Source organism: Tellurirhabdus bombi, from assembly GCF_021484805.1.
Lineage (GTDB): Bacteria > Bacteroidota > Bacteroidia > Cytophagales > Spirosomataceae > Tellurirhabdus > Tellurirhabdus bombi.
The window spans coordinates 2499431-2524868 of sequence record NZ_CP090557.1 but is presented as its reverse complement, the minus strand read 5'-3'; the positions used below and the strand labels follow the sequence as shown (position 1 = coordinate 2524868).

Sequence of the window (25438 nt, the reverse complement as noted above, 5' to 3'; positions counted from 1 at the left end):
CGATTAACCGTCAGTGTTTCCAGCCTCTTGCTGGCGTCGTTCTTCTTCTTTTTCGCGTCGCTTGCGCTCCCGGCGCTCCTGCCGAAGCTGGCGACGCGTTTTTACAGTATCCGCAGCAGCCGGCGAATTAGGATCTGAACTTTGTTGCTCCGGCGTGACGGTGGCTGGCGCCTCGCGGTCCCGGCCAAATACGCGGCGGAAGAAGCCGTTGATACCGCCCGTGCTCTCGGGCATCTCGCCATCGATATCCGGCTCAAACATCATGGTGCTATCGATCTGGATGCTATCCACCGGTACAATTTGCTGCCGTAACCCTTCCCGCACGCGAACGCCGTAAAAGCCATACGCGCTCGAATCGTAAGGAGTTAAACCACGCTTAGCCATGATGCGGCCAATTAGTTTAAAGTAGCCCCGCAAATAGGTTTTCAGGGATCCATCGGGCGCAAAACGGGTCAGCGCCCGCTTTGGCGAAGGAACCACGTAGGCAAGAAAAATACTTTCCCCGATATCCAGGTTCGAGGCGCTTTTGGCAAAATAATACCGCGAGGCTTCTTCGATGCCGTAGATGTCGCGCCCCCACTCAATGATGTTGAGGTAGACTTCATACATGCGCTCTTTGCTAACAATCCGCTGGTTCTCGAGCAGCCAGACAATCAGGATTTCTTCAAACTTTCGGGAGAGCGTTTTATTCCGGTTCAGGAAAACGTTTTTCACCAGCTGCATGGAAATCGTACTGGCTCCCCGCTTGAATTTTTTCTCTTTAAAGTTGGTCGCGATCGATACCCGGAAGGCTTTTTCGTTGAATCCTTTGTGCGTAAAGAAATTGTAATCTTCGGCAGTCAGAACGGCATTCCGAATGTTGGGCGAGATTTCGTTCAACGGCTTGAATTTCGGATTCTCCGGCCCTACGGTGAACTTCCGAACCAGCTTGCCCTTTTCGTATACTTCGTGCTCGAAGGACCGGTTCATTTTGCCCAGATCTTCTTTTCCGAACTGTATGATTTTGAAATTAGTCGGCGTCATTCCAGCCTCAAACTTCACCGAATCAGGCAGCGAACTATCCAAATGCAGACTCAGGTCATACTTTAACTGACCGCTTACCTTGATGCCTTCCAGTGACTCAAACAGCCCTTGCGGAAACGAATCAAATACATCCTGCGCTTCCTGGGACTCTGTGTGTAACTGAACCTCGTAGATTTTGGTTGGGTAAGTCGTGTATTTGATGAAAGGGTGCGCCGTCGCCTTATTTAATCGAATAGTCGATGAGCTGTCTACACCCAGGTAATTTTCACCAACAAACAGATTGGCATCCATGGCCGCATGGGGAACCACTACATCGCTCAAGGCAACCGCCGGGTGATTAATTCGCAGATTACTAACTGAGCCAGCCCCTTCGATTCGCAACTCCCCGCCTGAACGCTCAACTTCGCGTAGTTCGGCGCCTAAGGTATCGGCCTGCAATTTTAGTTTGTATCGCTCTTCCAGATAAGGCAGTTCAAGCGGTTTTCCATCGGCATAAAGCTGCACATTCGCTTCTTGATCGCCGCCGTTTACCCGACCGTTCAGGTGCCAAACCGCTTCGTTGCCGTTGACACGAATGGTAGACGTTAGCTGTTCGTCGTTGATGATGGCCGATTCGGTCAGGAAACTCATTTGCCGCGTGCTATCCGTTAGCCGTAACTCCAGATTTCCTACGTTCATGTCGGCCGGAATTTTCGACAACAAGTTATCAACCAGATTTCCCGCAACAACCGACAAATCCGTCCGGCGGGAATTTGGGGTTTCTGTTACAACAGCCGAGTCTTTTTCACTGCGTTTTCGCAGAAAATCAACGTTGGTAAGGCTATCACGACGGACCACATTGATCTGGCCATTTTGCAGGTTCAGCGAAGACACGGCCACCTTCCCAACCAGCAGAGGCCAGATACTCACGCCAACTTCCACGCTATCAATCCGTACCAGGCTATCCCGTTCAACGGGTACCACGGCGATGTCTGTAAACGCCACGGTTGCCAGTCCGGTAAAACGCGCGGAGCCAACTGTTACCTGTAAGTCATAATCCCGTTTGGCTTTTCGAATGCCCTTTTCCAGAGCAGCTTTTAGGAGTGCTTCCCGCTTTTGGTAGGCAATACCGCCTGCTACTCCGCCCAGCGTCAATAAGCCAAGCAGTATCCAGCCGGTTATTTTAAGTATTCGTTTTGTTTTAACTTGCATTCTGCCTGATTCAGAGTCCGCAACCAAGTACTTCTATATTTAAAGAATCGCGCAAAAATACAGATTTTGGTTAGAAAAGAGTTGGGTAATTATCCAGCGCCTAGAAATCGAGGTGGCAGTTCCACCATTCTGTGTCAAATCGGGCCTCAAAAGCTTTGTAAAAATTAATGGCCGGGCGGTTCCAATCCAGTACTTGCCACATCATTCCCGTGCAGTCCGACTGCCGCGCTTCCTCCACTGTTTTTTCAAACAAGAGCTTGCCTAAACCCTGACCACGGTGGTTTTCGGTTACAATTATATCTTCCAGATAAAGACGCTTTCCTTTCCAGGTTGAGTAGCGGTAATAATAGAGCGACATGCCCACCACCTTGCCTTCTACTTCTGCCACCAGAACCCCAAAAAGTGGGTGTTCGCCAAACCCATCTTTCAGCATTTGCTCGGGGGTGTTGGTTACCTGTTCCGGGGCTTTTTCGTAAATAGCTAGCTCAGTGACTAGCTCAAACAACTGGGGAACGTCGTCGGGAGTACCTTTTCTAATTTGCATGGATTTTTAAAAGCAAAGATGCTACTTTCGATAGCATCTTTGCGAATTTTAGAGCTGATTTAGCGACTTCGTTTTTTAATACTTCACTATTTTCTGCCTAAACACTTCATCACCAGAGCGGATCTCAACGATGTAAACTCCTGCGGGATAGTGTTGCAGGTTTAGCGGTTGCTCGAATCGGTCTTCGGTTTTCTGGTATTGCTGCCTGATGATTTCTACGCCTGTCAAGGTCCTAACGGAGACGTTTAACTGACCACGCAGCTTATTTCGGAGCGATAAAGTCGCAATGCCATCGCTCGGATTCGGTGTAATGGACAGCTCTTGATCGGCCGTAGGCTCCACCCCCGTTACCGTTCCCGCCCTAACGAAAACGCGGGCCGTGGCCGTGGCTGTACATAGATCCGTCCCCGAACCTGTTACCGTATAAGAACTGGTCTGCGTTGGCCGAACAATCACCTGAGGACCCAGGTTGGAGCTTAGGTTTTCGCCAGCCCAGCTGAAAATACTGGAACCGCGCGCGTTTATCGTCACGGCTGTACCCGGATCGACAAACTGCTCTGAAACAGCCACCTGTACGGAAGGCTTCATGCCCACCTTCGCGGTGATGTCGTGCGCGATGTTCAAGCCCAGACTGTCCCGATTTCGTCCCCACTCATTTTTTGTATTCTGCCGCCAGGAAGTGGCGTTCAACGCTTCGCCGTCTCTGGTGGTCATCAAGGCGACGGTATCACCAGCGGCATACGTCAATTGAATACCAATATGGAATGGCAAGCCACTCAGGGGTACATTTCGGTCGAACGTAATGTTGGTTGGGCGGTTATTCGCCACATCATCCAGAATCACGCGCAAAGGCACTTCCTTTGTTTCCAGAATAGCCCCCGGCCCACTTTGAAAGCCTCGGGCATTCCAGACCACAACGTTGACAATAGCCTCTGTGTTGGCTCCTCTGGCTGCTTTGGCAACCCCAAAACGCAACGAAGCACTACTCAGGTTTACATAGCCCAGATCATTATTGAAAAACTCCGATACGGCTTTTGTTCCTCTGTTATTTTGTCCAGCCACGTAACCCGTTCCATTTGGATAGCGAATTACAGTTCGTGTACCATTAAAATTGGTTTGATCGGTGCACAAGCCAACATTCAGTACTTCAATGTACTGCTCCCGCACGACGGGCTCTGAACGGCCAGCACTATTGGAGGCCACCAGGGTTACCTTGAACTTACCAGGCTGATTGTAAGTCACTACTGGGTTTTGCTCAGATGATGTCGCTGGGGTTCCTCCCTCAAACGTCCACTCCCAAGCTGTCGGGAAATTGGTTGAGAGGTCCGTAAACCGCACCTGTGCACCCAAGAGAATGCGTTGTCGATCGGCCCGGAAGTTGGCAGCAGGCCGTCCGGCTACGGTAATTCCACAGACACTAGAAGTAATCAGGTTAGCCCGCCGAGGGCTAATGTCCATGACGGCCCGAATCCGGGCTTTTTGCCCCATCGTGAAAATATTGAAACAGGCGTCATCGGAATAATCCATGTAGTTCTCCACCATGTTCGTAGTGTTGCAACTAACCCGCCCTTTCTGACACCCATTGCTTGCTGATGCCTGTGTCGGTGTATCATCAACAAAATCGTTTCCACAATTAGAATCTCCCCAGATGTGAATCAATCCCAGCCAGTGGCCCGTTTCATGGGTTAGTGTTCGGCCCAGGTTTTGAGGAGCCCGTAAAACCGGGAAGTTTCCCTTCTCGGAATTACCGAATGCCCAGTAATTAACGACAACACCATCCGTACTGGCAGCTCCACCGTTGGGGGGCATCCCAGTCAAGTTTGATGCACTTGGAAATTGCGCGTAAGCCACCACAATTCCCCCCGATGTCGCTTCGGACAGATCGGTTACCCAGATGTTGTAATATTTTTCAGGATCCCAATACGTGCTTGGCTTTAAAACGCCTTCGATGTCACTCCGCGACCAGCTTGCCCGGTTTCCGTTTACCCGATCAATCCCCCGTTCGGTCATCGTCCGGCCCTGTGGATCAACCGCAGCAAGGCAAAATTCAATCTCAATGTCAGCGCCAACTGGGTTGTCATTATACCCGCGCGTACCTGGTTTCCGACGAAAGTCCTCGTTCAGTGTCTCAAGCTGGGATTGAACCTGGGCCGCGCTGATGTTACGCCCGGATCCAACTGCTTCCCCGTTGTGGACAACGTGCACAACGACGGGAATGGTCAGAACGACTGCCGCCAAACGGCCCGTTTTCTGTAATTTTTGAATCTGATTAACGCGCTCCTGGATGCTTTTCTCAAAATCAGACCGACTCCCCATCTCTGGGTGTCTGATCCGCAAGGCACTGTCCATCTGCATGGTAGCACATTTCTCAATGCTTGGTCGATCCGCAAGCTGCTGCCAGGATGGAAGCTGCTGGGCCACCAATGGCTTAAAAGCCAGAAGAAGGAAAGAAAGGGAAAGAAGTAGTCGTTGGAACATAGTCGTATCTTATCCGAATCGGTTGATTTCCAAGTTACTCTGTTATTAGAAACAGCATCTTTTAAAGTAACCGGAACAACTTATTTTGTCGTAGAATTGAACGTAAAACGGTAGCTGGCGTTGATATCTCCGAAATAATATTCGACCGTCAAGACAGTAGGCGTCAGGTTTTTGATTGTCCAGGGCACTTTTCCCCCTAATACGGGAAGCACAAACTCCAGGTACGCATTTGAATTAACTAAAGCCCAGCTATCTTCAAAAATAACGTCTGGCTCGCTAGGGTCACATTTTGATGCCCCGTTCGTGTATTCAAATTTGTGCTCTGCGTTCGCATAAAAAACGTACTGGTCGTCGGATTCGCAGGCATAATCGAATAATTGACGGGCTGGAATTACCCCCGACGCTACCCCATTATCGATAACCTGGTAGGAAACCAGACTCCAGGCTTTTTTCTCCGTTCCGGTTAGCAATTGCGAATAAGTTGCCGGCGTTGGCTCTATTTTTTCGGAACATCCGGTAAATAAACCCGCTACCAGCAATATCAGCCAAGAAAGGCGTAGTAATTTTTTCATAGTCAATGGAATACGTAATAACCAATGGATAAACTACCCGACTTACTGGGGCGTATAGGTATACGGAATCGTTAGCGTTTGCACCGTGCCGTTATTAAGCGGAACTTTAAACCGTACATTAAGCGTAATTTGTCGCGTTTGCGGGTTCCAAGCCCCTGTTCCCTGTAAGGTATCATAGTTCGTAATCAGTTCCGAATTGACCTGTGGCGGAATCGTCAACGAATTATCGCCGTTGTCAATAAAAGTCAATCGTGGATTGATTGCATTGAACCCGAAGAGAGCGCCTAAACCGATATTCCAGTTAGCAACCGTATAGGTTTTGCAATCGGCACTGTTACTGGTGATGGCAATGCCAGCCAGAGAGGTGGGTTGCCCACGCACGTCCAGAATACTGGAATAGGTTCCGTTTTGCCGCAACCCCGTATAGGTGCCGCTCAACAAGCAATCATCCTGGAGAGTAAAGGTCAGTTTTTTGCCTAACGTCCCCGCAGGCCCTAAGCCTATCTGCAGCGATGATGGCTGAACACCTGTTAGCGTAAATTCCAGCGTCTGCGATTCCAGAATGTTGTTGGCATTATTGATAAGTCTCAGTTTGATCTCCCCAAAACTTTTCTTGGCCGGAATAATGACAGTTCCTTTAGTACCCTCAATGGTATAATCCCTGCCTTCGCGCGCTGATCCGGCAATGGTATAATTTACCGTAATTGCTTCATCCAGCAGCGGGCCAACGTTGTGTACTTTAATAGCAATCGGCTGATTGTAGCTCTCTTTATACGTCAGCGTTGAATCCGTAAACCGAACAAAATAAGGTCCTTCAAACGTCCGGTTCACATCCTGCTCTTCACAAGCGGCTATTCCTATGCCAATTGCCAACAGCATAAATAATCCAAAACCTAATCTTTTATTTCTCATTCTGATTCGCCCCTACGTGGACGCTCCAATTATAATTCTTGATTGATAATAGTATCAGTACCCTGGATTTTGGGCGCCTCTCAACGACGGATTCCGCTGAATTTCACTTTGTGGGATCGGCCAGCGTTCATAGCGGCTGTTCCAGTTGGGCGAGAAAGCAGACATAACGGCTTGCGCTCGGCCCGTCCGTACGAGATCATACCAGCGTTGTCCTTCGAAAGCCAATTCATAGATACGTTCACGCTCTACGGCCAGCAGCACATCCGCCTGATTAGCTGCTGTTACATTAGGCGCTTTGGCCCGGGCTCTTAACACATTTAGATCAGCGACGGCTCCGTTAGCGCCCGTCAAGCGACCTTGCTGCGCTCTGGCTTCGGCGCGAATGAGGTACAGTTCGGCGAGGCGCATCAGCACAATGTTGTTATTATCTTCTGAAGCAGTCCCGTATTTCAATACCGACCATCCGTTGTCGTTACCGCGCTGGTTTTGCGGATTGAAGCCAATCGTTTGCCGCCGCTCCCCAGACTCAGTTGAATTCAGGGTCACGACGAGCTGATCAGTTGGAATCACTTCGCGCCGGCCTACCAACAGGTTATTCAGGGCCGTACTGCTCGTTCCTGGATCATCGGTGAGGGCGTACCCCACTTCCATAATGGACTCGGTAGTAAATTCTTTAACTACCACGTCAACATAATTGGTCAGTAACCGATAAGCCCCTGAGCCAATGACCTGCGTAGCCAACTGCTCGGCCTGGGCCCAGGATTTTTGGTAGAGGTAATACCGCGCCATCAGCGCCCGAGCGGTTAATTTATTGGCATAGGTCGCCAGGTTTGTTGTGGTAGTGGTGCTGGTAACATCCGGCAAATCCTGTTCGGCGGCCTGCAAATCTGCCAGGGCTGCGGCTAGAATATCGGCTTTGGGGCTTTTTGCGATGGTGCGGTTCGTTGCTTGATTGGTTGTTGTTACGCGTGGAATATCGCCATACGTCTCAGCACCAATAAAATAAGCGAATCCACGCAGAAAACGCGCCTCTGCCAGTACCTGGCGGCGCGTTGCCTCCGAGACGCCACTTATGCCGGGAAGGCGTTCTTCAATAAAATTAGCAATGTAAACGGTGCGGTAGATAGCCCCCCACAAACTCGCGACGGCACCATTTGCCGCCGTGATTTGCTTGGTTGCCAATTCCCGGTAATCCGTAAAAGTACCGTTATGCTGAACGTAATCAGCCGTGAAATCTCCCGCAATAATAATCGGCGATGCCATTGACCGATAAGCGCTGTATAACCCAATGCGAACTGGCTCTACGTCCATTGGTTCGTTGAGCACTAATTCATCAACCAACAAATCGACAGGCTGTGGCTCCAAAACGGGCTGGCAGGAAGCCAGCCATAGCAAGGGCATTAATAAGATATATCCAGATAATCGTTTCATAGAAAGGCTATAAATTCAAGGTCACTCCAACCGTCATCATTTTGTATTGCGGCACCGTAAAAAAGTCGATTCCCTGCGCGGTCGTCGAACCATCCAGCGTGCTTACTTCTGGGTCAGGTCCACTGTAGCGGGTCAATGTCCAGAGGTTGGTTCCCGAAGCAAAAATTCGTGCGGTTGATACAATGCGTAATCGTTGTAGGTATTTTTTAGGAATTGCGTAACCGATTGACACGTTTTTAAGACGCAGGTACGACCCATCTTCGATAAAGCGGCTGCTGTGGTAATTGTTGTAGGAGTTCTGATAGACATAGCGCGGAACGCTCGTCATGTCACCCGGATTCTGCCACCGCTCCAGCGCTTTGCGAGACTGGTTATTCTGTAAATCAGCCCCGGTATTCAGCGATGTGGTATTTGAAAAGTTAAGAATCTTGTTGCCGTATGAGGACTGAAAGAATACGCTCAGATCAAAGCCTTTCCAGGAAAAGCGATTGGTAAGCCCACCAAACAATTTGGGTTGAGCGTTGCCAATGACCTGACCATCATCGGGTGAAATCCGTCCGTCGCCGTTTTTGTCATCGTAAATGGCATCGCCCGTAGCCGGATCAACGCCCAGAAACTTCAAGCCCCAGAAGGTTCCTAGCGGCTGCCCTGGCAAAACAACGTTTGTGTTGCTGACGCCATCGGCCGTATAGCCCCGGAACAGCGGTTCGTCGCTGGCCAGTTCTATAACTTTATTTCTATTGTGCGAAATATTAAGATCGGTGCTCCAGCGAAACCCATTTTTGTCAAAATTGACCGTCGATAGCGTCAATTCAAGACCGCGGTTGGATACTTTCCCGATATTTCCCTGTAGCGAGCCAAAACCCGTCGTGAGCGGAATAGGCTCGGCAAACAGCAGGCGATCCGTCAGGTTATCGTAAGCATCCACGGTTAGATTCAGCCGACCATTGAAAAAGGAAGCATCCACACCCACGTTGGCTTCGCGCGTCCGCTCCCATTGCAGGGTTGGGTTGGCCAGCGCCGCCGGCCCTAACCCGGTAGCACCGCTATAGGTAACCGACGACCAAGTTCCTAGAAATTGATAATCTCCAATTCGCTCATTTCCTGTATACCCAAAACTGGCCCGCAGTTTCAAATCGTTCAAGACAGAAGCATCCTTGAGGAACTCCTCCTGCGACAGCCGCCAGCCTAAGGACACGGACGGGAAAAAGCCAAATTGCCGGTCGCGCCCGAAGCGGGAAGAACCATCGTAACGGCCTGTAAACGTGACCAGGTAGCGGTCGTCGTAATCATAGCGAATTTCACCGAAACCCGATAACAAGCCACTTTTTACAACGCTCGAACTTCCGTTATCAACAATACCGGCCGAAGTGATATAGGTGAAATCATCACTTGGAAACAAACGCCCAATAACGTTGGAAGAGCGTTCCTGCCGCTGCAAAACTTCAAACCCTAAAAGCGCATTAAAGCGGTGTTTCTCGGCCAGGTTAAAATTATAAGTTAGGGTATTGGTATTGATAAAGGTCGAATACGTGCCGGAGGAGAAGACCCCGTAGCCGCGTCCACCAACGTTGGATAAATAGCCTCCGATGGCGGTGGCCGATGACTCAAATTGATCTTCGGTTACCTGGTTGTAATCAATACTAAACTTTGAGCGAAAACGCAGATTCTGGAGCAACTCGTATTCTCCATAGATACCACCCAGCATTTTTACCGTATACACATCAAACCGCGGCAGCAATGCCTGCGCTACCGGATTAAAGTTCGGGAAACCTGCGTAATTGGGGTCTCCAGGGCCGTATAATTTCCCCTGCTCATTATAAGGCGCGTAATAAGGCAGGCTTTTCACAGCACCAGAATACACGCCATCCAAAAAGTTATCGCCCTTGATCCGCTTGTTCAAGGTACGTGAAAGCGTCAGATCGGTTCCAAAAGTTAGCGCTGAAGTTGCCTTGTGATCAAACCGTACTTTACCCGACATCCGCGTAAATCGGTTATTCAACTGCACCCCTTCCTCGTCGCGGTAGTTGCCACTGATGTAAAAATTGGTGCGTTCATTTCCTCCGGATGCTGAAAGCTGATATTGTTGATAAACTCCCTGACGCAGCACTTCGTCTACCCAGTTCGTATTTACCCCATCGGTAACACCTCTAATCAGCCCAAGCTGATCGGGGTCCTGGCCTGCGTTGATCACGGCTTCTCGTTGCAGCTCAAGCAACTCACTGGCGTTCAGCAAGTCAGGCTTGCGGACAACTTCCGTAATCCCACGCTGTACATCAGCCGTAAACGTTGTTTTCTGGTTTGCTTTTCCTTTTTTCGTAGTAATGAGTACGACGCCATTGGCCGCCCGCGAGCCGTAGATCGCCTTTGCCGAAGCATCTTTCAGTACCTGAATGGCTTCAATATCGTTGGGGTTGAGCAGGGAAAATGCATTGTCATTCTGCCCACCAAAATCACGCTGAGATAAGAAGCCATCTTCTACGGGTATGCCATCGACAATAAACAAAGGTCGGTTGCTGGCGGAGATGGATGTATTTCCGCGAATACGAACGGTAACCCCCCCGCCCGGTGTTCCTGACGATTGTGAAACCTGTACACCGGCTGCCTGTCCTTGCAGAGCCTGATCAAAACCCGTAACCGGAATGTCTTTGAATTTGTCGGAGGTAACGATTGCAATGGAACCGGTGATGTCTTTCTTCTGGGTAGAATTATAACCCGTGACGACCACCTGGGCCAATTCACTAACCGACTCTTTCATTCGCACATTAACAACTGAACGCGTTCCGACAGTAATTTCCTGCGGAATCAAGCCAATAGAGCTATACGTTAATATGGTTTTATCATCGGGAAGGGTAATGCTGTAATTTCCGTCGGCATCGGTACTAACGCCGTTTGTTGTTCCTTTAACGACCACGTTCACACCCGGTAAGGAGGTTCCATCGGTGTCTGACGTGACTCTACCTGTGACACGGCGATTTTGCGCAAACGCCCAGCCAGGCAGCAAAATAATGAGTACCCAGTAAACAACAATCCGGTAGTGTTTTTTCATGTATACGTATTTAATAAGCAGCCTTTATTTGATTAATACCTACTTTTTCAATCAATCGATGCACCTCGCTTTAACTAATTACTGATTGCCCGAAAATATACACAATAAACGCAACTAACTTATAAAACCATATAATAAAAGCACCCGATTTTCTGAATCGGGTGCTTTTATTAGTTAAATGTATTTAGCCGTGCTGACCACTGCCTGTATGGCTTAATAACCAGGGTTTTGAACCAGCAGGTTATTCGCATCGACCTCACGCTGCGGAATTGGAAATACCAGTTCGGGCGCGTTCCAGGCGTAGGTACCCGTTGAGGCGCGTGTCCGCTTAATATCGTGAATTCGCAGGCCTTCAAAGGCTAGTTCATAAACACGCTCACGCAAAACATCCGCCAACGTTGGAGCAGCAATCGGTGCTACACCCGCCCGCGTACGAACCGCGTTCAGATCCTGTGCCGGCGTTGCACCAACTGTGGTGTTCAAACGCAGGTTTGTTTCAGCCCGCACCAGCAACATTTCGGCTAACCGAATCACCGGAATGTTGGCTCCAAAATCGGTAAACTTGCCCGTATAATACCGGTTCACTCCTTTGTAACCGATATAAAACAGTTCGGTCCGCCGTGCGTCAGTAGCACTATAAGATTCGACAAAAGAGGTATTCACCTGCACATCACCCCGGCCAATGTTCACCCCGTTTATGGGCAAGCTGGCGTAAAGCGTTGTTAAACCATCATTGGCCGAACCTGCATTATTCTGGTCATTCTGCTGAATCTCGAAAATACTTTCCGCGGTATTCCGGTTCCGGAAACCCGCCGTTACCGACGGATTCAGGCGAAAATTGCCCGAACTGATAACCTGGTTGGCAGCGTCGCGTGCTTTTGCGAAATCACTTTGTTGCAAGTATACCCGCGCCAGAAAAGCCTGAGCAGAGAATTTGTCAGCCCGTGTGCCATTATCGGCTGGCAGTAAAGTAGACGCCTTGGTTAAATCATTGATAACCTGGGTGTATACCTGTGCTACCGTATTTCTCGCCGCGGTCTGACCGGCCTGCTCCTGCGTCAGGGTTGCCCGCAAGACCAGCGGTATACCCAAATGGCTATTGTCAGCCGTAGCCCCCCAAGGAAGCGCGTAGTACCGAACCAGTTCAAAGAAAAGGATGCCCCGAATAAAAAGTGCTTCTCCTTCCAACTGCGCTCTTACGTCTTCACTCTGCACTTTGCCTAAGGCTTCCAGTACATTGTTCACCGTATTGATGGCGGCATAAGCGCGCGTCCATGTACGCTCTACATCTGCATTGGTTGTTTGAATGGTTTTCTGGGCTACCTGTCGATAGCTCACAAAGGTTCCCCGCCAGGTGATGTAATTTTCCGCCCCCTGGAGTTCAGATAACAGGTTCAGGTTAGTGCCGTATAAAGCCGGGTTGCCCAAGTGCCCATAGGCACCTATAATGGCACTTTCAATATCCTGTTGATTTTCGAGAGCCGTGCTGGCATCGATTGACTGCGTAGGCTCCAAATTAAGTTTATCATCGCAGGCAGTCATCCCCAGCATTAAGGCAACACTTATGGATAATGCTAATTTTTTCATGTTCGATTTCTTTTCAATAAGCGCTTTTCAGCTAATTGGATCTAAGTCTACTTCATTAAAAGCCAAGGTTGATACCAAATGTCACTGTCCGGCTTTGTGGCGGTGTATAAAAATCGTGACCCAAAGCAACGTTAGCAATTTGCGTCGATGAGTTCGCATATTGCGTTGTTACCTCCGGATCGTAGCCCGTATATTTCGTAAACGTAAACAGGTTCAGCCCCGACACGTATACCCGCGCTGATTGAATAAACGTCTTCTTCAATAACTGGCTTGGAACCGTGTAGCCAAATGAAGCGGTTTTCACGCGCAGAAAGGAACCGTCCTGTACCCAGCGCGACGAAACATCCGTACCGTTGGCTCCATATAAGCGCGCCTGTGGAACACTGGTGATATCACCAGGCTTCTGCCAGCGATTTAATTGATCAACCGTTTGATTGTCAAAGTAGTCAGCAGCAACCGACTGGAACAGACCAGCCACGTTATACAAATCATTGCCCGATACAAACTGCAACAGAACGCTAAAGTCAAAGCCTTTGTAAGACAAGGTGTTCGACAAACCGCCCGTAAAATTCGGGTTGGGATCGCCTACATACTTATTTGGCGCAGCCGCAGGATCGTTCGTTGGCTGTCCATCTTCCCCTTCATAAAGAGCATCACCATTGTCAGGATCTGCACCCAAGAATTTTTTACCGTAGAAAATACCCAACGGCTGTCCTTCGGTTACGTAGCTAAGGAAACGAGAGTTTGGTCGAATCGGAGAAACGTCTAGTTTCAACACTTTATTGCGGTTGAAGGCAATGTTGAAGTTCGTTGACCACCGGAGCGCACCCACCAGGTTTTGAGAAGTTACGCTGAATTCCAGACCGCGGTTACGCAAGCTACCGATGTTACGAGTGATCGTCGTGAAGCCATTGACACCCGGCTGCGGAACGTTCAGCAAGAGATCCTTCGTCACTTTGCTATACACGTCAATCTGTCCATTAATGCGGTTGTTCAGGACACCAAACTCAAGACCTAAATCGAACTGGGTTGATTTTTCCCAACGCAAATCCGGGTTGGCAATTTGTGACGGACGAATACCCGCCTGGTCGGCGTATGGAATGGCAACGTACAGACCCCGTGAATCGAAGTTACCGATTTCGGAGTTACCAGTTACCCCGTAGCTAGCCCGCAATTTAAGTAAGCTAATCACCGGAATATTGTCTTTAATAAACGCCTCTTCGTTCAGAATCCAGCCTGCCGATACCGACGGGAAGAAACCATAGCGGTTGTTTGTCCCAAACCGTGACGAACCATCAACCCGACCTGACACACCAATCAGATAGCGATCCATGTATTTGTAATTCGCCCGGGCTACATAAGAAAGAATGCTGTAACCTGTTTCCGTAGAACTACCACTCAGAATACGGGCCGCACTGGCGATTTTCTGGAACTGATCATTGGGGAAACCGCGGGCTTCTGACGAAAGCGCCTGAAGGGTTTGCTCTTGATAAGTAACCCCGCCAAGCACATCAATATTGTGATTGCCAAACGTTTTCAGATACGACAGGGTGTTGTTAGTCGTCCAGTTCAACGAGCGAGACTGAGCCTGGTAACCATAACCCGTTGGTGCACCATCTTCGGTAATCCGACCCCGGTAGATTTCTTCCTGTAGGTTCAGGAAATCAAACCCGTATTCGCTCCGGAAAGTCAGCCCCGGAACAATCTGATAGGAGCCAAACAGATTCCCAAACATCCGATACGTATTGGCTGTATTCGACGCGTTGGCTAGTTCGATCAGGTTATTGTAATACAGCGTCTGCCGGTTAAACTGGCCAGGATTTGCCGGATCATAAGCCGACTGGATAGGCGGCAACGCGTTCAGCTGCACGGGGTTAGAGAATGCATTATCCCCCGGTGTTTTTTTGTTGATCGTACGGGTCAAAGCCAGACTAGTTCCAATGGTGAACTTCTTGCTAATGGTATGATCCACGTTTAGACGAATGTTGTTCCGCTTAAATTCATTGCCAACTATGATCCCGGTTTGATTATTCAGCGCCCCCGACAGGTTAAAACGAGTTTTCTCATTTCCACCGTTAATGCCGAAGTTAGCCTGATTAACAGCACCCGTCCGGAATGCTTTCTCAGACCAGTTTTCGTTTACGGCTGAATTGATGTCCAAATTCGCGCCCTCAAATTCTTCGGTCGGATCAAGGCCGGAGTTGATAGCGGCCTCGGTGAACAGTTCCTTATACTGAGTGCCGTTCAGGAATTTCCGTAAGCGAGTTGGTCTGCTGATACCTGTATAATAACCAACGGTTACGTTTGTACGTCCGGCTTTACCCCGTTTCGTTGAAATCAGAACAACCCCGTTGCTGGCACGTGATCCATAAATAGCCGAAGCCGAAGCGTCTTTTAGAATCTCGATGGACTCGATATCATTCGGATCAATATCCGCCAGCGGACTAAACAACTCATTGTCAGTCGTATTAACATCCTGAGAAGTAATGGGAATACCGTCCAATACATACAACGGCTCATTACCCGCTGAGATCGAAGCTGCACCCCGTACACGGATTTGCAAGGCAGAACCAAGCCGTCCGCTACCCTGTGTGATTTGTACCCCAGGCGTCCGGCCCTGCAAAGCCGTTTCGAAGGTCTGGACTGGTAAACGGGCAATTTCATCACCTTTAACGGTCACCTGCGAACCGGTCAGATCGCGGCGTTGCTGGGTTCCATACCCAACTACTACCACTTCATTCAGTGACCGCGTGTCATTGGCCAACTGCACATCCAGGGTCGTGCGACTACCCACCGGAAGCTCCTGCGTCACGGTACCGATAAAGCTGAAAATAAGCGTTCCGCCATCCGGTACACCAATCGAATAGTTTCCCGAAGCGTCCGTTTGTGTCCCGCGGTTGGTTCCTTTAACCTGAACCGACACACCCGGCAAAATACTCTGGTCCTCGGCAGAAGTTACCTTCCCGGTTACCTGACGGTCCTGGGCCAAAGCCGGCAACCAGGCTAGCATCACCATCACTACGTTTAGTAATAGTATTTTTCTCATAGATTTAGAATAAGATTAATAAAAAGGATAACTCGGCTAATAGCCTTAACACGCTAACTAGTAAGGATAAATCCTGTACAAAATACGGTAATTTTAACTTACCAGCATACAAACCCTATAAACTTCATTCTAACGAATTTAAGCGCTAACTTATCTTATTCAATTTAAAAAACTCATACCGAACGACTTGCTGCTAACTCATTAACTGGATTACTTATTATTCGGCGTTTCACTCTAAAAACAAGAAATAGGACTTTTTTATCTTTTGTCTTTTTGAAGATGTCTAGTAATTAACCCTGATTCTTACGGAGCCGATGGAGTTGTCAATTTAAATAAGTCAATTTCCATCGTCCGCGTATATTCGTAGCCTACGCGGAAAATCTCGCGGGCTTTCCGCAAATCAAAAACTTCGTAGCGGCATAAGTCCGGTGGCTCTACCAACAGATCACATTTCGTGAGCCGTTCCCGCGTCTTACTGCGGATCGCCAGCATCAGACTTCGCTCCAAAACCCCCTTCACCGAGGTGATCGATTTGTTCGGGTTGGGCGGATTGCAACTGGCACCAATAATAAAATCAACCTTGTTTTCCAGCATTTCTACGGGCATGTTGTTCAGCACCGCGCCGTCTACATACTGCCGATCACCAATCTGGTAAGGCGCAAATATCCCTGGCAGACAGCAGGACGCCACCAGGGGCCGCACCAACTCCCCCTCCTCAAAAACAACGCATTCGCCCGCATTGATGTCGGTGGCCACTACGTGCAATGGAATCTTTAACGCTTCAAAACGGTCTTCTGGTAAATAGGTACGGTACAGGGCTTCGACCCGGTCGAGCTTTAGCAAGCCCATTCGATTAAAAGCAGGACGGACATGGCGGAAAAAGGGCGTTGTAACCACAATTTCCAAAATTTCGTCGGGACTATAGCCCGTAGCCAGCAAAGCGCCAGCCACCGCTCCAGCGCTGGTTCCGGCAATCCGATCAATCTGAACGCCCTGCTCCTGCAAGGCTTTGATAATGCCCAGGTGAGCAATACCACGGGCACCCCCTCCCGATAATACCAAACCAACTGTCATTCTATTCGTTAATATGTCCCGCTTGTCCCAAGTAAATCGGCCAGGCGCCCTTTTTGCTTTATTCTAATTCCTTTTTCCGTACTTTCAACCGTAGCCGCTTCGATGAGCGGATCGTGCTCAAAAATTAGAATCCAGTTCTCGACAGCCGCCTGCCGCAACAGGGTTTCTTTTTCCGCCATGGTTAATAACGGACGCACATCATAACTCATTATCCAGGGCAAGGGTACGTGGGCTGCTGATGGAATCAGATCGGCTGCGTACACGAGCGTCTGGCCGCCAAGCGAGAATTTAGGTAAGACCATTTTTTCCGTGTGCCCGTCAACCTGAATCAACTCAATCTCTCCCTCAGATAAGTTTTCGTTATCCAGAAACCGAAGCTGACCGCTTTCCTGAAGGGGAAGTATGTTTTCCTTTAGAAAGGACGCTTTCTCGCGCGGATTCGGCTCAATGGCCCACTGCCAATGAGCGGCCTGGGTCCAATACGTGGCATTGTCGAAAGTCGGCAGCAACGCCTCCCCTTCCCGCCGAACGGCACCGCCGACGTGATCGAAATGCAGGTGCGTGAGTAAAACGTCCGAAATTTCCTTTTCCGAGTACCCCGCCTTCTGAATGGAACCGATCAGGGAAGCATCTCCGTGGAGGTCATAATGACCAAAAAATTTGGCGTCTTGCTTGTTACCAATCCCGGTATCGACGAGAATTAAACGATTCTGTAGTTCTACCAACAGACAGCGCATCGCCCAGGTACACCGATTCTGGCTATCTGCCGGATTTTGGTTATTCCAAAGTGCCTTGGGAACGACCCCAAACATGGCACCGCCATCCAGTTTAAAAAAACCCGTCTCAATAATTGAAAGCTTCATGAAGAGTTTGTTTAGCGCAGTCCGTAGCTTCTGACTTTGAATAAAGAAAACGTTCGGGAAAGCAGAAACACACAAGGTAATTTTTTGACCAATATTATCGGCTCTTTTGTCGTTATTAATATAAGTATTGCTTGGCAAACCCTCAGGAAGTCTGGTATATCCCTTATATCACTCTTTTTTCGTCTTTTCTATGCCATTGCTGGAGTACGTCAACGTGGCTTTCGGCGTATAAGGTAGAGATAAGACGCTTGGATTGTCGAGACAATTAGGACAGAGAAAAAGCAGCAAAAATCCCTGGACGGGCGGCTCACCGCGTAAATGATTCCGGGGATTTTTCTTTTCCTACCCTCGCTCAAACCGGATAATAAGGTAATTATTTCATTATTTTTATATAAGCAATTACCCCTACTAATACTCGCTTCTTTTTTTAGGCTTTTATTCCAGCTAAATCGATTTATTCTTATCTATAAAAACACATATAGCTTATAAATAATATAATTATTCCAACAAATACTTATAACCATTTAATAAGTACACTTCATTAAATTTCTCCTTATTATTTCCTTTTTCCTACTTTTGGTTACTCTTTAATCAGGCACTTAGTATGAAAACCTTTACTGTAAAAACAAGGAAATATACTCTACATCAGAAGTTACACAGTAGTCTTTTACAAGACCATGCGGATACGCAACGATTGACGTAAGTCAGCTTCATCAATACCACTTCTTCGACATTTCTTAGTTGCCTTTTGTTACTACACCACTTTAAATAGGTTGATACTAGCTGCTATTTTGTTTAGCAGTCTTTTATCTCTAGTTAATAGGTCTATCAAGTATAGCTCTCTGTAGCTACCTGGCGTTATTTTGCCTTTTCTGTACGCATTTTTTTCTGTTCAACCATAATCTCCATTTTTTTATGAAAAAGTTAATTTTTACTGGTGCGGCCCTGCTCATGATGGCCACTGCCTACGCTCAAACAAACACAGCTACGCTCAGCCAATCAGGCACAGGCAATGGAGCCACTCTTAATCAATCAGGTGCGGAACAAGCCGTAACAGTCGTTCAGAATGGGACAGACAATGAGGTGCTGACTAACCAAACCAGTATCTATTCGCAGGAAATTTTTATTTCTCAGACGGGATTAGGAAGCTCTGCTACAGTGAATCAGAATGCTGATGCTGGTCCAAGCAATTTAGTAAACATTACACAAAACGGAACGGGTGCGGGCGGTAACGAAGCCAATGTTAACCAATCCAGCTTCTACACGGTTGCAGCAACGGCTGGCATTTCCCAAGACGGAGAAAACAACAGTGCCACCATTGATCAAAGAGGAACTGGAGCTACTGGTCTTAGCCAAAACAACCAAGCCTACATCTCCCAGGTTGGCGCTAACCATGAAGCAACAATCGCTCAGACAGACGGAGACAATAATTTTGCTGAGATTGTTCAGGAGGGTGATGGCGGAGACGCCTCTATTGCTCAAACAGGCAATGGTAACTATGCTGGTATCTTACAAAGTACTGTCTTTGGGCCTGTAACGGCTGACATTGTTCAAGCTGGGGATGGCAATGAAGCCCTTATCCTGCAGGCTAACAATAATGGCCCTGATAATTCCGCTACAATCACTCAGACTGGTGATGGTAATTATGCTGGCATTAACCAATCCGACTTGTTTACTATAGGATCTACAGCTACTATCACTCAGCTTGGCGATTTTAACGCAGCGGTTATTAATCAGATAGATGCCATTGGAAGTACAGCATCAATTAGCCAGGATGGGAATGACAATATTGCTCAAATTGATCAAACTGGCTTATCAGACTTTAATCTCGCCGAAATTAGCCAAGTTGGAGATAGCCATTTTGCTTATATCCTTCAAACAACTGGTTCTGGAAACGTAGCAACATCTCAACAAACCGGAACTGGTGGCTATGTATATATTTCACAAACGGGTAGTGACAACAATGCATCTGTTGTACAGAGCAACTTGCCTTAGTCTGAATTTCATCTCATAGTAATTAAAACGGCTCCCAGATTTGGGAGCCGTTTTTTGGCTTATGCGTTTTTTTAATCAATTGCCTTCGCTACTTCGAGTTCCTGCGGCTTCTTCGGCTTTACTTTTTTGCCGCTGAAGCGAGCCACAAGCCGGTCAACGACCAGATACATCGACGGCACCACCAGCAGTGTCAACAACATCGAAGAGGTTAGACCACCGATGATTACCCAGGCCATACCGTTTTTTGTCTCAGCACCCGCACCGCTGGCCAGAGCAATTGGCAACATACCCAGAATCATCGCCAGTGTCGTCATCAAGATAGGACGCAGACGTTCTTTACCTGCCTCAATCAGGGCGTGAACTACTTCCTTGCCCTCCGCTTTTAACTGATTGGTAAAGTCAACGATCAGGATGGCGTTTTTCGCAACCAGACCGAGCAACATAATCATACCAACAATCGAGAAAACGGTCAAGCTTTCCATCGTCAGCGCCAGCGCCAGCAATGCACCAACCAGGGCCACCGGAATCGAGAACAAGACGACGAACGGATAGATAACGCTTTCGTACAAAGCTACCATGATGAAATACACCAACAGAATGGCGATTCCTAAAGCTAGCCCCAGACTACCAAAGGCATCCGACTGCTGTTGTAATTGACCCAGATACTGAATGGAAACCCCCTCCGGCAGTTTTTGCTGCGCCATTTTGGTTTGAATATCCGTACCAACCGTTCCGACCGGGCGGCCAACAACCTGCGCGTTGATGGTCACCGACGAAAGCCGGTCAATCCGCTCCAGTACGCTCTCTCCAATTTGCTCCTGTACTTTTGCAAATTGAGACAATTCGAACATTTTGCCCTGGTTGTTTACAAAGGTAAGGCGGCTGATATCCTGGGCATTGGTGCGGTCGAACCGATCCAGGCCAATCAGAATGTCGTATTCATTACCCGCTTGTTTGAACTTCGACTGATCGTTACCCCGGAAGGAGTTTTGCAACGCAAGCCCAACGTCGGCGGCATTGATACCCAACTGGGCCATCTTTTCGCGGTCAAGGTTCACGGTTACTTCCGGCTTCGGATCTTTCACCGAATACTTCACGTCCTGGGTACCCGGCACTGATTTGGTAACATTCAGCACGATAGCTGCTGCTTCCCGAATCTCTTTCAGGTTGGTTCCCTTCACGGCGATCTGGATCGGAGCCTGCGAAGCGCCAACGATACCGACCGGGCTCACCGTTACTTTCGTTCCTGGAATCTGGCCTACTTCTCTCTTTAATAACTGACCAAACTCTTCCGTCGAAATTGTACGCTCTTTTTTATCAATCAATTTTACGTTGATATCCGCGACGTTACTGTTCGAAGCGGTGGCAATACCGCTGCTGGTGTAACCGACGTTTGTAAAGACATTGGTTACTTCCGGGTGCTTCATAATGATCTGCTCCGCCCGTTGCGCCACGGCATTGGTTTGGTAGATCGAAGCCGTTGGTGACAATTCAATATTAACCGCCATCTCGCCCATATCGCTCTGTGGCATGAACGCCCCACCGATGAAACCGGCTGGCACCAGCGCAATTGAGCCTACTAGCAAGGCAATCGTCGCCAGGAAAATATACCGTTTGTGGCCCAACACCCACGCTAACACCCGTCCGTACCATTCCGTTAAGCGGGTAATCATGTTTTCAAACCCGAGGTTCAGACGCCCCCAAAGCGAACTCCGACTCAGCACTTCAATTTTACCGAAGCGCGAAGCCAGCAGCGGCGTCAGCGTAAACGATACCAGTAAGCTCATCAAGGTTGAGAATACAACCACGAGCGCAAACTCACGCAGAATGTTCCCGATCAGACCGCCCGTCATCGCCAGCGGCACGAATACCACGACGTCAACCAGCGTAATCGCAAGGGCCGTAAAGCCAATCTCACTCCGACCATCCAAGGCAGCGGTACGCTTGTCTTTGCCCATTTCGAGGTGGCGGTTGATATTTTCCAGGACCACAATCGAGTCATCGACCAGGATACCTACCACCAGCGAAAGTGCCATCAGAGTCATCAGGTTCAGCGAGAAGCCCATCAGGTACATCAGCGCAAACGTCGGAATCATTGACGAAGGCAGCGCCACCAGAACGAACATGGCCGACCGGAAACTGTGCAGGAACAGGAGCATCACCACGGATACAATCACGATAGCCAGCCCCATATCAAACACCACCGCATCTGCCGAAGCCAGTGTATAGACCGACTGGTCAGCGGCAATGTTGAATTTCAGATTGATGTTGCTGTATTGCTTTTCAAGTTGCTTAATCCGATCTTGCGTCAACTGGCTGACCGACACCGCGTTGGCATCCGACTGCTTTTGAATCTGCAAACCGATGGATGGCTGCGCGTTGATGTGGTTGATGGCGGTCGGTTTCGTGGTTGCATCCACGACTTCCGCCACATCTTTCAGCAACACTTCACTCCCGTTGGTCCGGCGGGAAACGATCAGGTTACGCAGGCGGTTCGTTGTCTCAACCGAGGCATCAAAACGAATCGAAAGTTGCGACTCCCGGGTTTCCAACTGACCAGCCGGGTAGCTGGTATTAGCCGCCGCAATGGCCTGCGACACCTGACCAATGGACAGACCGTAGGCACGCAGTTTTTCCTGGTTAACGTTTACCTGAATTTCACGCTCATTCCCACCAATGACGTTCACCTGACCGACTCCGGCTACGTTCGATAGCTGCGGTTTGATGTTATCATCGATCAAATCGTAAAGCGCGGTTGGCGACAGATTCGCCGTTACCCCCATCCGCAAAACCGGCAATTCGTCGGTCGAGAATTTGTTGATAATTGGCCGATCCGCTTCATCAGGTAACAAGTTCAACACCTGCTCTACTTTCCGCTGGGCATCCTGTTGCGCGAGGGTGGTGCTAACGCCGTTTTTCAACTGAACGATAACGATCGAAGCCCCTTCCTGCGACGTTGAGGTCATGCGGTCCAGCCCTTCGAGCGACGACAGAGCGTCCTCAATCCGCTTGGTTACGTTGGTTTCAACCTCATCGGCCGATGCTCCCCGGTAGGTTGTTGCCACGCTGATTACGTTGGCCTCAAACTTGGGTAATAGATTATAAGACAACTGCTGGTAGCTCAATGCACCGAACAAAATCAGTACAGTGAAGACCGTGAGAATCAGCAGCGGTCGTTTGACAGCTATTTCAGATACTGACATGATTTCTTTCCTTATTTTGTGATTTGTACGGGTTTGCCATCACTCAAGTTCAATTGGCCAGTCGTTACCACCTGGTCACCAGCCGTTAAGCCGTCAATCACTTCAATGTTATCGCCAAACTCCCGTCCTACTTTGATTTTGCGTTGTTTCGCGGCGTTGCCTTCAACCACGTATACATACGGGTTCTTGATGCTTTCTACCAGCGCTGAACGCGGAATCTGCAAAGCTTTCTGGTTCGACTGCTGCGAGAAATCGACATTGACAAACGTTCCGGCTTTCAGACCACCGGCACTAGCCAGCGTAATTTCAATCGGGTAATTGTGCTCATCGGTTCCCTGCGGAGCGATATAGGAAATCTGGCCCGTGAACGTTTTTCCGGGGAAAACATCCGCCGTAACTTTCACTGACTGGCCTCTGCGTAACCGGTACACATCGCTTTCGTTAACCAGAACGTTTACTTTTAACCGATTCACATCCAACACAGTACCCAAAACAGTACCCGGAGAAATGTATTCGCCTGGCTCAATGTCTTTCTTCACAATCTGACCGCTGATCGGTGATTTTACGTTCGCATCCTGAATCTGCTTTTTGATCTGCTCAGCCTGGTTAACCGCGCTCTCGTAGTTAAACTTGGTTTCGTTCACCTGAAGTTCTGTCGTTGCGTTTCCCGCTAAAAGCGTGTTATAACGATTCACGTCTTTCTTCAGTTTATCGATGTTCAACTGCGTGGCCTGGAGCGAGAGTTCGCGTAGTTTGTTATCCAACTGTACCAAGATTTTGCCCTGGCTAACCTGCGAGCCCAGATCAAAATTCACCTGCGTTACCCGTCCGGCTGTTGTTGCCGTAATATCAGCAGCTTTGAATGGAATCAGGTTACCGGTTTTAATCAGTTGTTGACTAACCGTGCCTTCCTCAACCCGCGTAACCGTCACCGGAATAGCAACGTTTGTGTTTGTTGGCTGTTTATTTTTCTCATTAATGCTCTTCTTGTTAGAAGCCAGCCGGAAGCCGATAAGCGCAGTAACAGCCAGCAGAGCAACTACAACGATAATGGTTGACTTTTTCATGATTCTTATTCTTCAGTTGAATGCTCAGAGTTGATTATAAAAATTTAACAAAGTACCCTGCGATTGTTCTAAATCCAGCCGGGCCTGATAGAAATTAATGAGGGAATTGATATAGTTCGACTGTGCCTGACGATACGAATTATCGGCATTGATCAGGTCAGTCAATGGTTTTGTACCTTGCTTATATTGTAAGGTTGTGATGTTATACACTTCCTGAGCGAGCTTCACGTTCCGGTCATCGTTCTGAACGTTGGCCTGAGCGCGCTGAATCTGCGATTGGGCATTGTTGAACTGAAGCTGATAAGCCGCCGTGTTCAAACGCTGTTGTTCCTCCTGCGTCAAAACCGTTAGTTTCTGTTGCTGAACCTGCGCATCCCGCTGAAAACCATCGAAGATGGGCACATTTAACCGCAGGCCGATGCTACCAAAACCAAGGAAATTTTTAAACGCATTCTCGAACTGGTTCGCAAAGTTTAGCGTACCGTAATTCGCTGTAAAGTTTAAGGTTGGCAGATAACCGGCCCGTATGCGTTGCAATTGCAGCCGTTGCAGGTCCAGGTTCTTTTCTCCCTGCTGGAACGTAACCAGGTTCTTGGTATCAAACTGGCTTCTCTCCAACGTTGGCGCCACCTTCATCAGCAACGAGTCAGACAGCGTCAGGACTTGGTCTTGTGGCAAACCCATTTGATATTTCAGGCGATTCAAGGCCAGTTCCAGGTCATTTTCGGCCAGCGTTAATTGCGAGCGTGTATTGTTGAAGCTTACTTCCGTATTGGTATAATCCACGGGTTGAATTACGCCGTTGTCGCGTTGCAATTTCAGGACGTTCAGCACTTGCTGAGTTCGTTCCAGATTGTCTTTCAAAAGTCCAATCTGTTGCTGGCTGATAAAGACCTGGTAGTAATTGCTGGCAATGTTATACACAATGTCTTCCCGCGTTTGGCGCGTGTTCAACTCGGCTAGTTGCTGGTTAGGCTTAGCGGCTTTTAAACCCAGCAAGAGCGACCGGTCGTAGATCGGCTGGCTCGCCTGGGCAACGATATTGTTTTGGTATTTCTGACCAAACACAACCCGGATCGGCTCTGGACTCAGCGGTCCCGCCGGGATGATCGATGTTTGCAGTTTGACGTTGTTCGTGAAAGTCGCCGAACCCGATACCTGTGGTAAGTATAATCCTAGTGCCTGCCGGGCCTGCTGATTCGCATTCTCCAACTGATACTGCGCAATCCGTACAGTACCGAAATGTTGTAGGCCATAATCAATACAGCTTTTCAAAGACCAGTTGGTAGGCGCTTGGGCCCAGCCAGGCACCGAAACTGCTAAGGAAAGTAGTGCGAAAAATGCAGCTATCTTTTTCATGATATATAAATAAACAAAGAAAAACTTAAATTGTAGACATATCT

General features: G+C 48.7%; 15 protein-coding genes. 1 reads left to right on the top strand and 14 read right to left on the bottom strand.

The window, feature by feature from the left end; genetic code table 11:
* Positions 1-3 precede the first annotated feature (3 nt).
* From L0Y31_RS10650 to L0Y31_RS10600, 11 genes are all read right to left on the bottom strand, one after another.
* Positions 4-2214, bottom strand: a complete 2211-nt coding sequence (locus L0Y31_RS10650; protein ID WP_234733048.1) for a transglycosylase domain-containing protein — start codon at positions 2212-2214, stop codon at positions 4-6.
* A 100-nt stretch (positions 2215-2314) separates the two neighbouring features.
* Complete coding sequence (locus L0Y31_RS10645; protein WP_234733047.1) at positions 2315-2758, bottom strand: GNAT family N-acetyltransferase; 444 nt, start codon at positions 2756-2758, stop codon at positions 2315-2317.
* 75 nt (positions 2759-2833) lie between these two features.
* A complete protein-coding gene (locus L0Y31_RS10640) occupies positions 2834-5236 on the bottom strand; it encodes a M43 family zinc metalloprotease (RefSeq protein WP_234733046.1) in 2403 nt (800 codons plus the stop codon).
* An 80-nt stretch (positions 5237-5316) separates the two neighbouring features.
* Complete coding sequence (locus L0Y31_RS10635; protein WP_234733045.1) at positions 5317-5808, bottom strand: hypothetical protein; 492 nt, start codon at positions 5806-5808, stop codon at positions 5317-5319.
* A 42-nt stretch (positions 5809-5850) separates the two neighbouring features.
* On the bottom strand, positions 5851-6720 hold the full coding sequence (locus tag L0Y31_RS10630) for a hypothetical protein (RefSeq protein ID WP_234733044.1): 870 nt from the start codon (positions 6718-6720) through the stop codon (positions 5851-5853).
* Positions 6721-6774: 54 nt separating this feature from the next.
* Positions 6775-8151 carry a RagB/SusD family nutrient uptake outer membrane protein gene (locus tag L0Y31_RS10625; protein WP_234733043.1) on the bottom strand — a complete coding sequence of 459 codons (1377 nt, stop codon included), beginning with the start codon at positions 8149-8151 and terminating at the stop codon, positions 6775-6777.
* 7 nt (positions 8152-8158) lie between these two features.
* Positions 8159-11200 (bottom strand): SusC/RagA family TonB-linked outer membrane protein, encoded by a 3042-nt coding sequence (locus L0Y31_RS10620; protein WP_234733042.1) that lies wholly within the window; start codon positions 11198-11200, stop codon positions 8159-8161.
* Between the two features lie 213 nt (positions 11201-11413).
* Entirely contained in the window at positions 11414-12787 is a 1374-nt protein-coding gene (locus tag L0Y31_RS10615) for a RagB/SusD family nutrient uptake outer membrane protein (RefSeq protein ID WP_234733041.1), read from the bottom strand.
* A 55-nt stretch (positions 12788-12842) separates the two neighbouring features.
* A complete protein-coding gene (locus tag L0Y31_RS10610) occupies positions 12843-15833 on the bottom strand; it encodes a SusC/RagA family TonB-linked outer membrane protein (protein ID WP_234733040.1) in 2991 nt (996 codons plus the stop codon).
* A 303-nt stretch (positions 15834-16136) separates the two neighbouring features.
* Positions 16137-16907: a patatin-like phospholipase family protein gene (locus tag L0Y31_RS10605; RefSeq protein WP_234733039.1), complete on the bottom strand. Its 771-nt coding sequence runs from the start codon at positions 16905-16907 to the stop codon at positions 16137-16139.
* 8 nt (positions 16908-16915) lie between these two features.
* Positions 16916-17770 (bottom strand): MBL fold metallo-hydrolase, encoded by an 855-nt coding sequence (locus tag L0Y31_RS10600; protein WP_234733038.1) that lies wholly within the window; start codon positions 17768-17770, stop codon positions 16916-16918.
* Between the two features lie 915 nt (positions 17771-18685).
* Between L0Y31_RS10600 and L0Y31_RS10595 the strand changes: the two genes are divergently transcribed.
* Positions 18686-19765: a hypothetical protein gene (locus tag L0Y31_RS10595; RefSeq protein ID WP_234733037.1), complete on the top strand. Its 1080-nt coding sequence runs from the start codon at positions 18686-18688 to the stop codon at positions 19763-19765.
* Between the two features lie 71 nt (positions 19766-19836).
* Here L0Y31_RS10595 and L0Y31_RS10590 read toward each other — a convergent pair whose 3' ends face one another.
* Genes L0Y31_RS10590 through L0Y31_RS10580 form a run of 3 tightly spaced genes read right to left on the bottom strand, consistent with a single transcriptional unit; the run spans position 19837 to position 25394 of the window.
* A complete protein-coding gene (locus L0Y31_RS10590; RefSeq protein ID WP_234733036.1) occupies positions 19837-22968 on the bottom strand; it encodes an efflux RND transporter permease subunit in 3132 nt (1043 codons plus the stop codon).
* Between the two features lie 11 nt (positions 22969-22979).
* A complete protein-coding gene (locus L0Y31_RS10585; protein WP_234733035.1) occupies positions 22980-24035 on the bottom strand; it encodes an efflux RND transporter periplasmic adaptor subunit in 1056 nt (351 codons plus the stop codon).
* Positions 24036-24059: 24 nt separating this feature from the next.
* Positions 24060-25394, bottom strand: coding sequence for a TolC family protein (locus tag L0Y31_RS10580; RefSeq protein ID WP_234733034.1), 1335 nt, complete (start codon positions 25392-25394; stop codon positions 24060-24062).
* Positions 25395-25438: the final 44 nt, after the last annotated feature.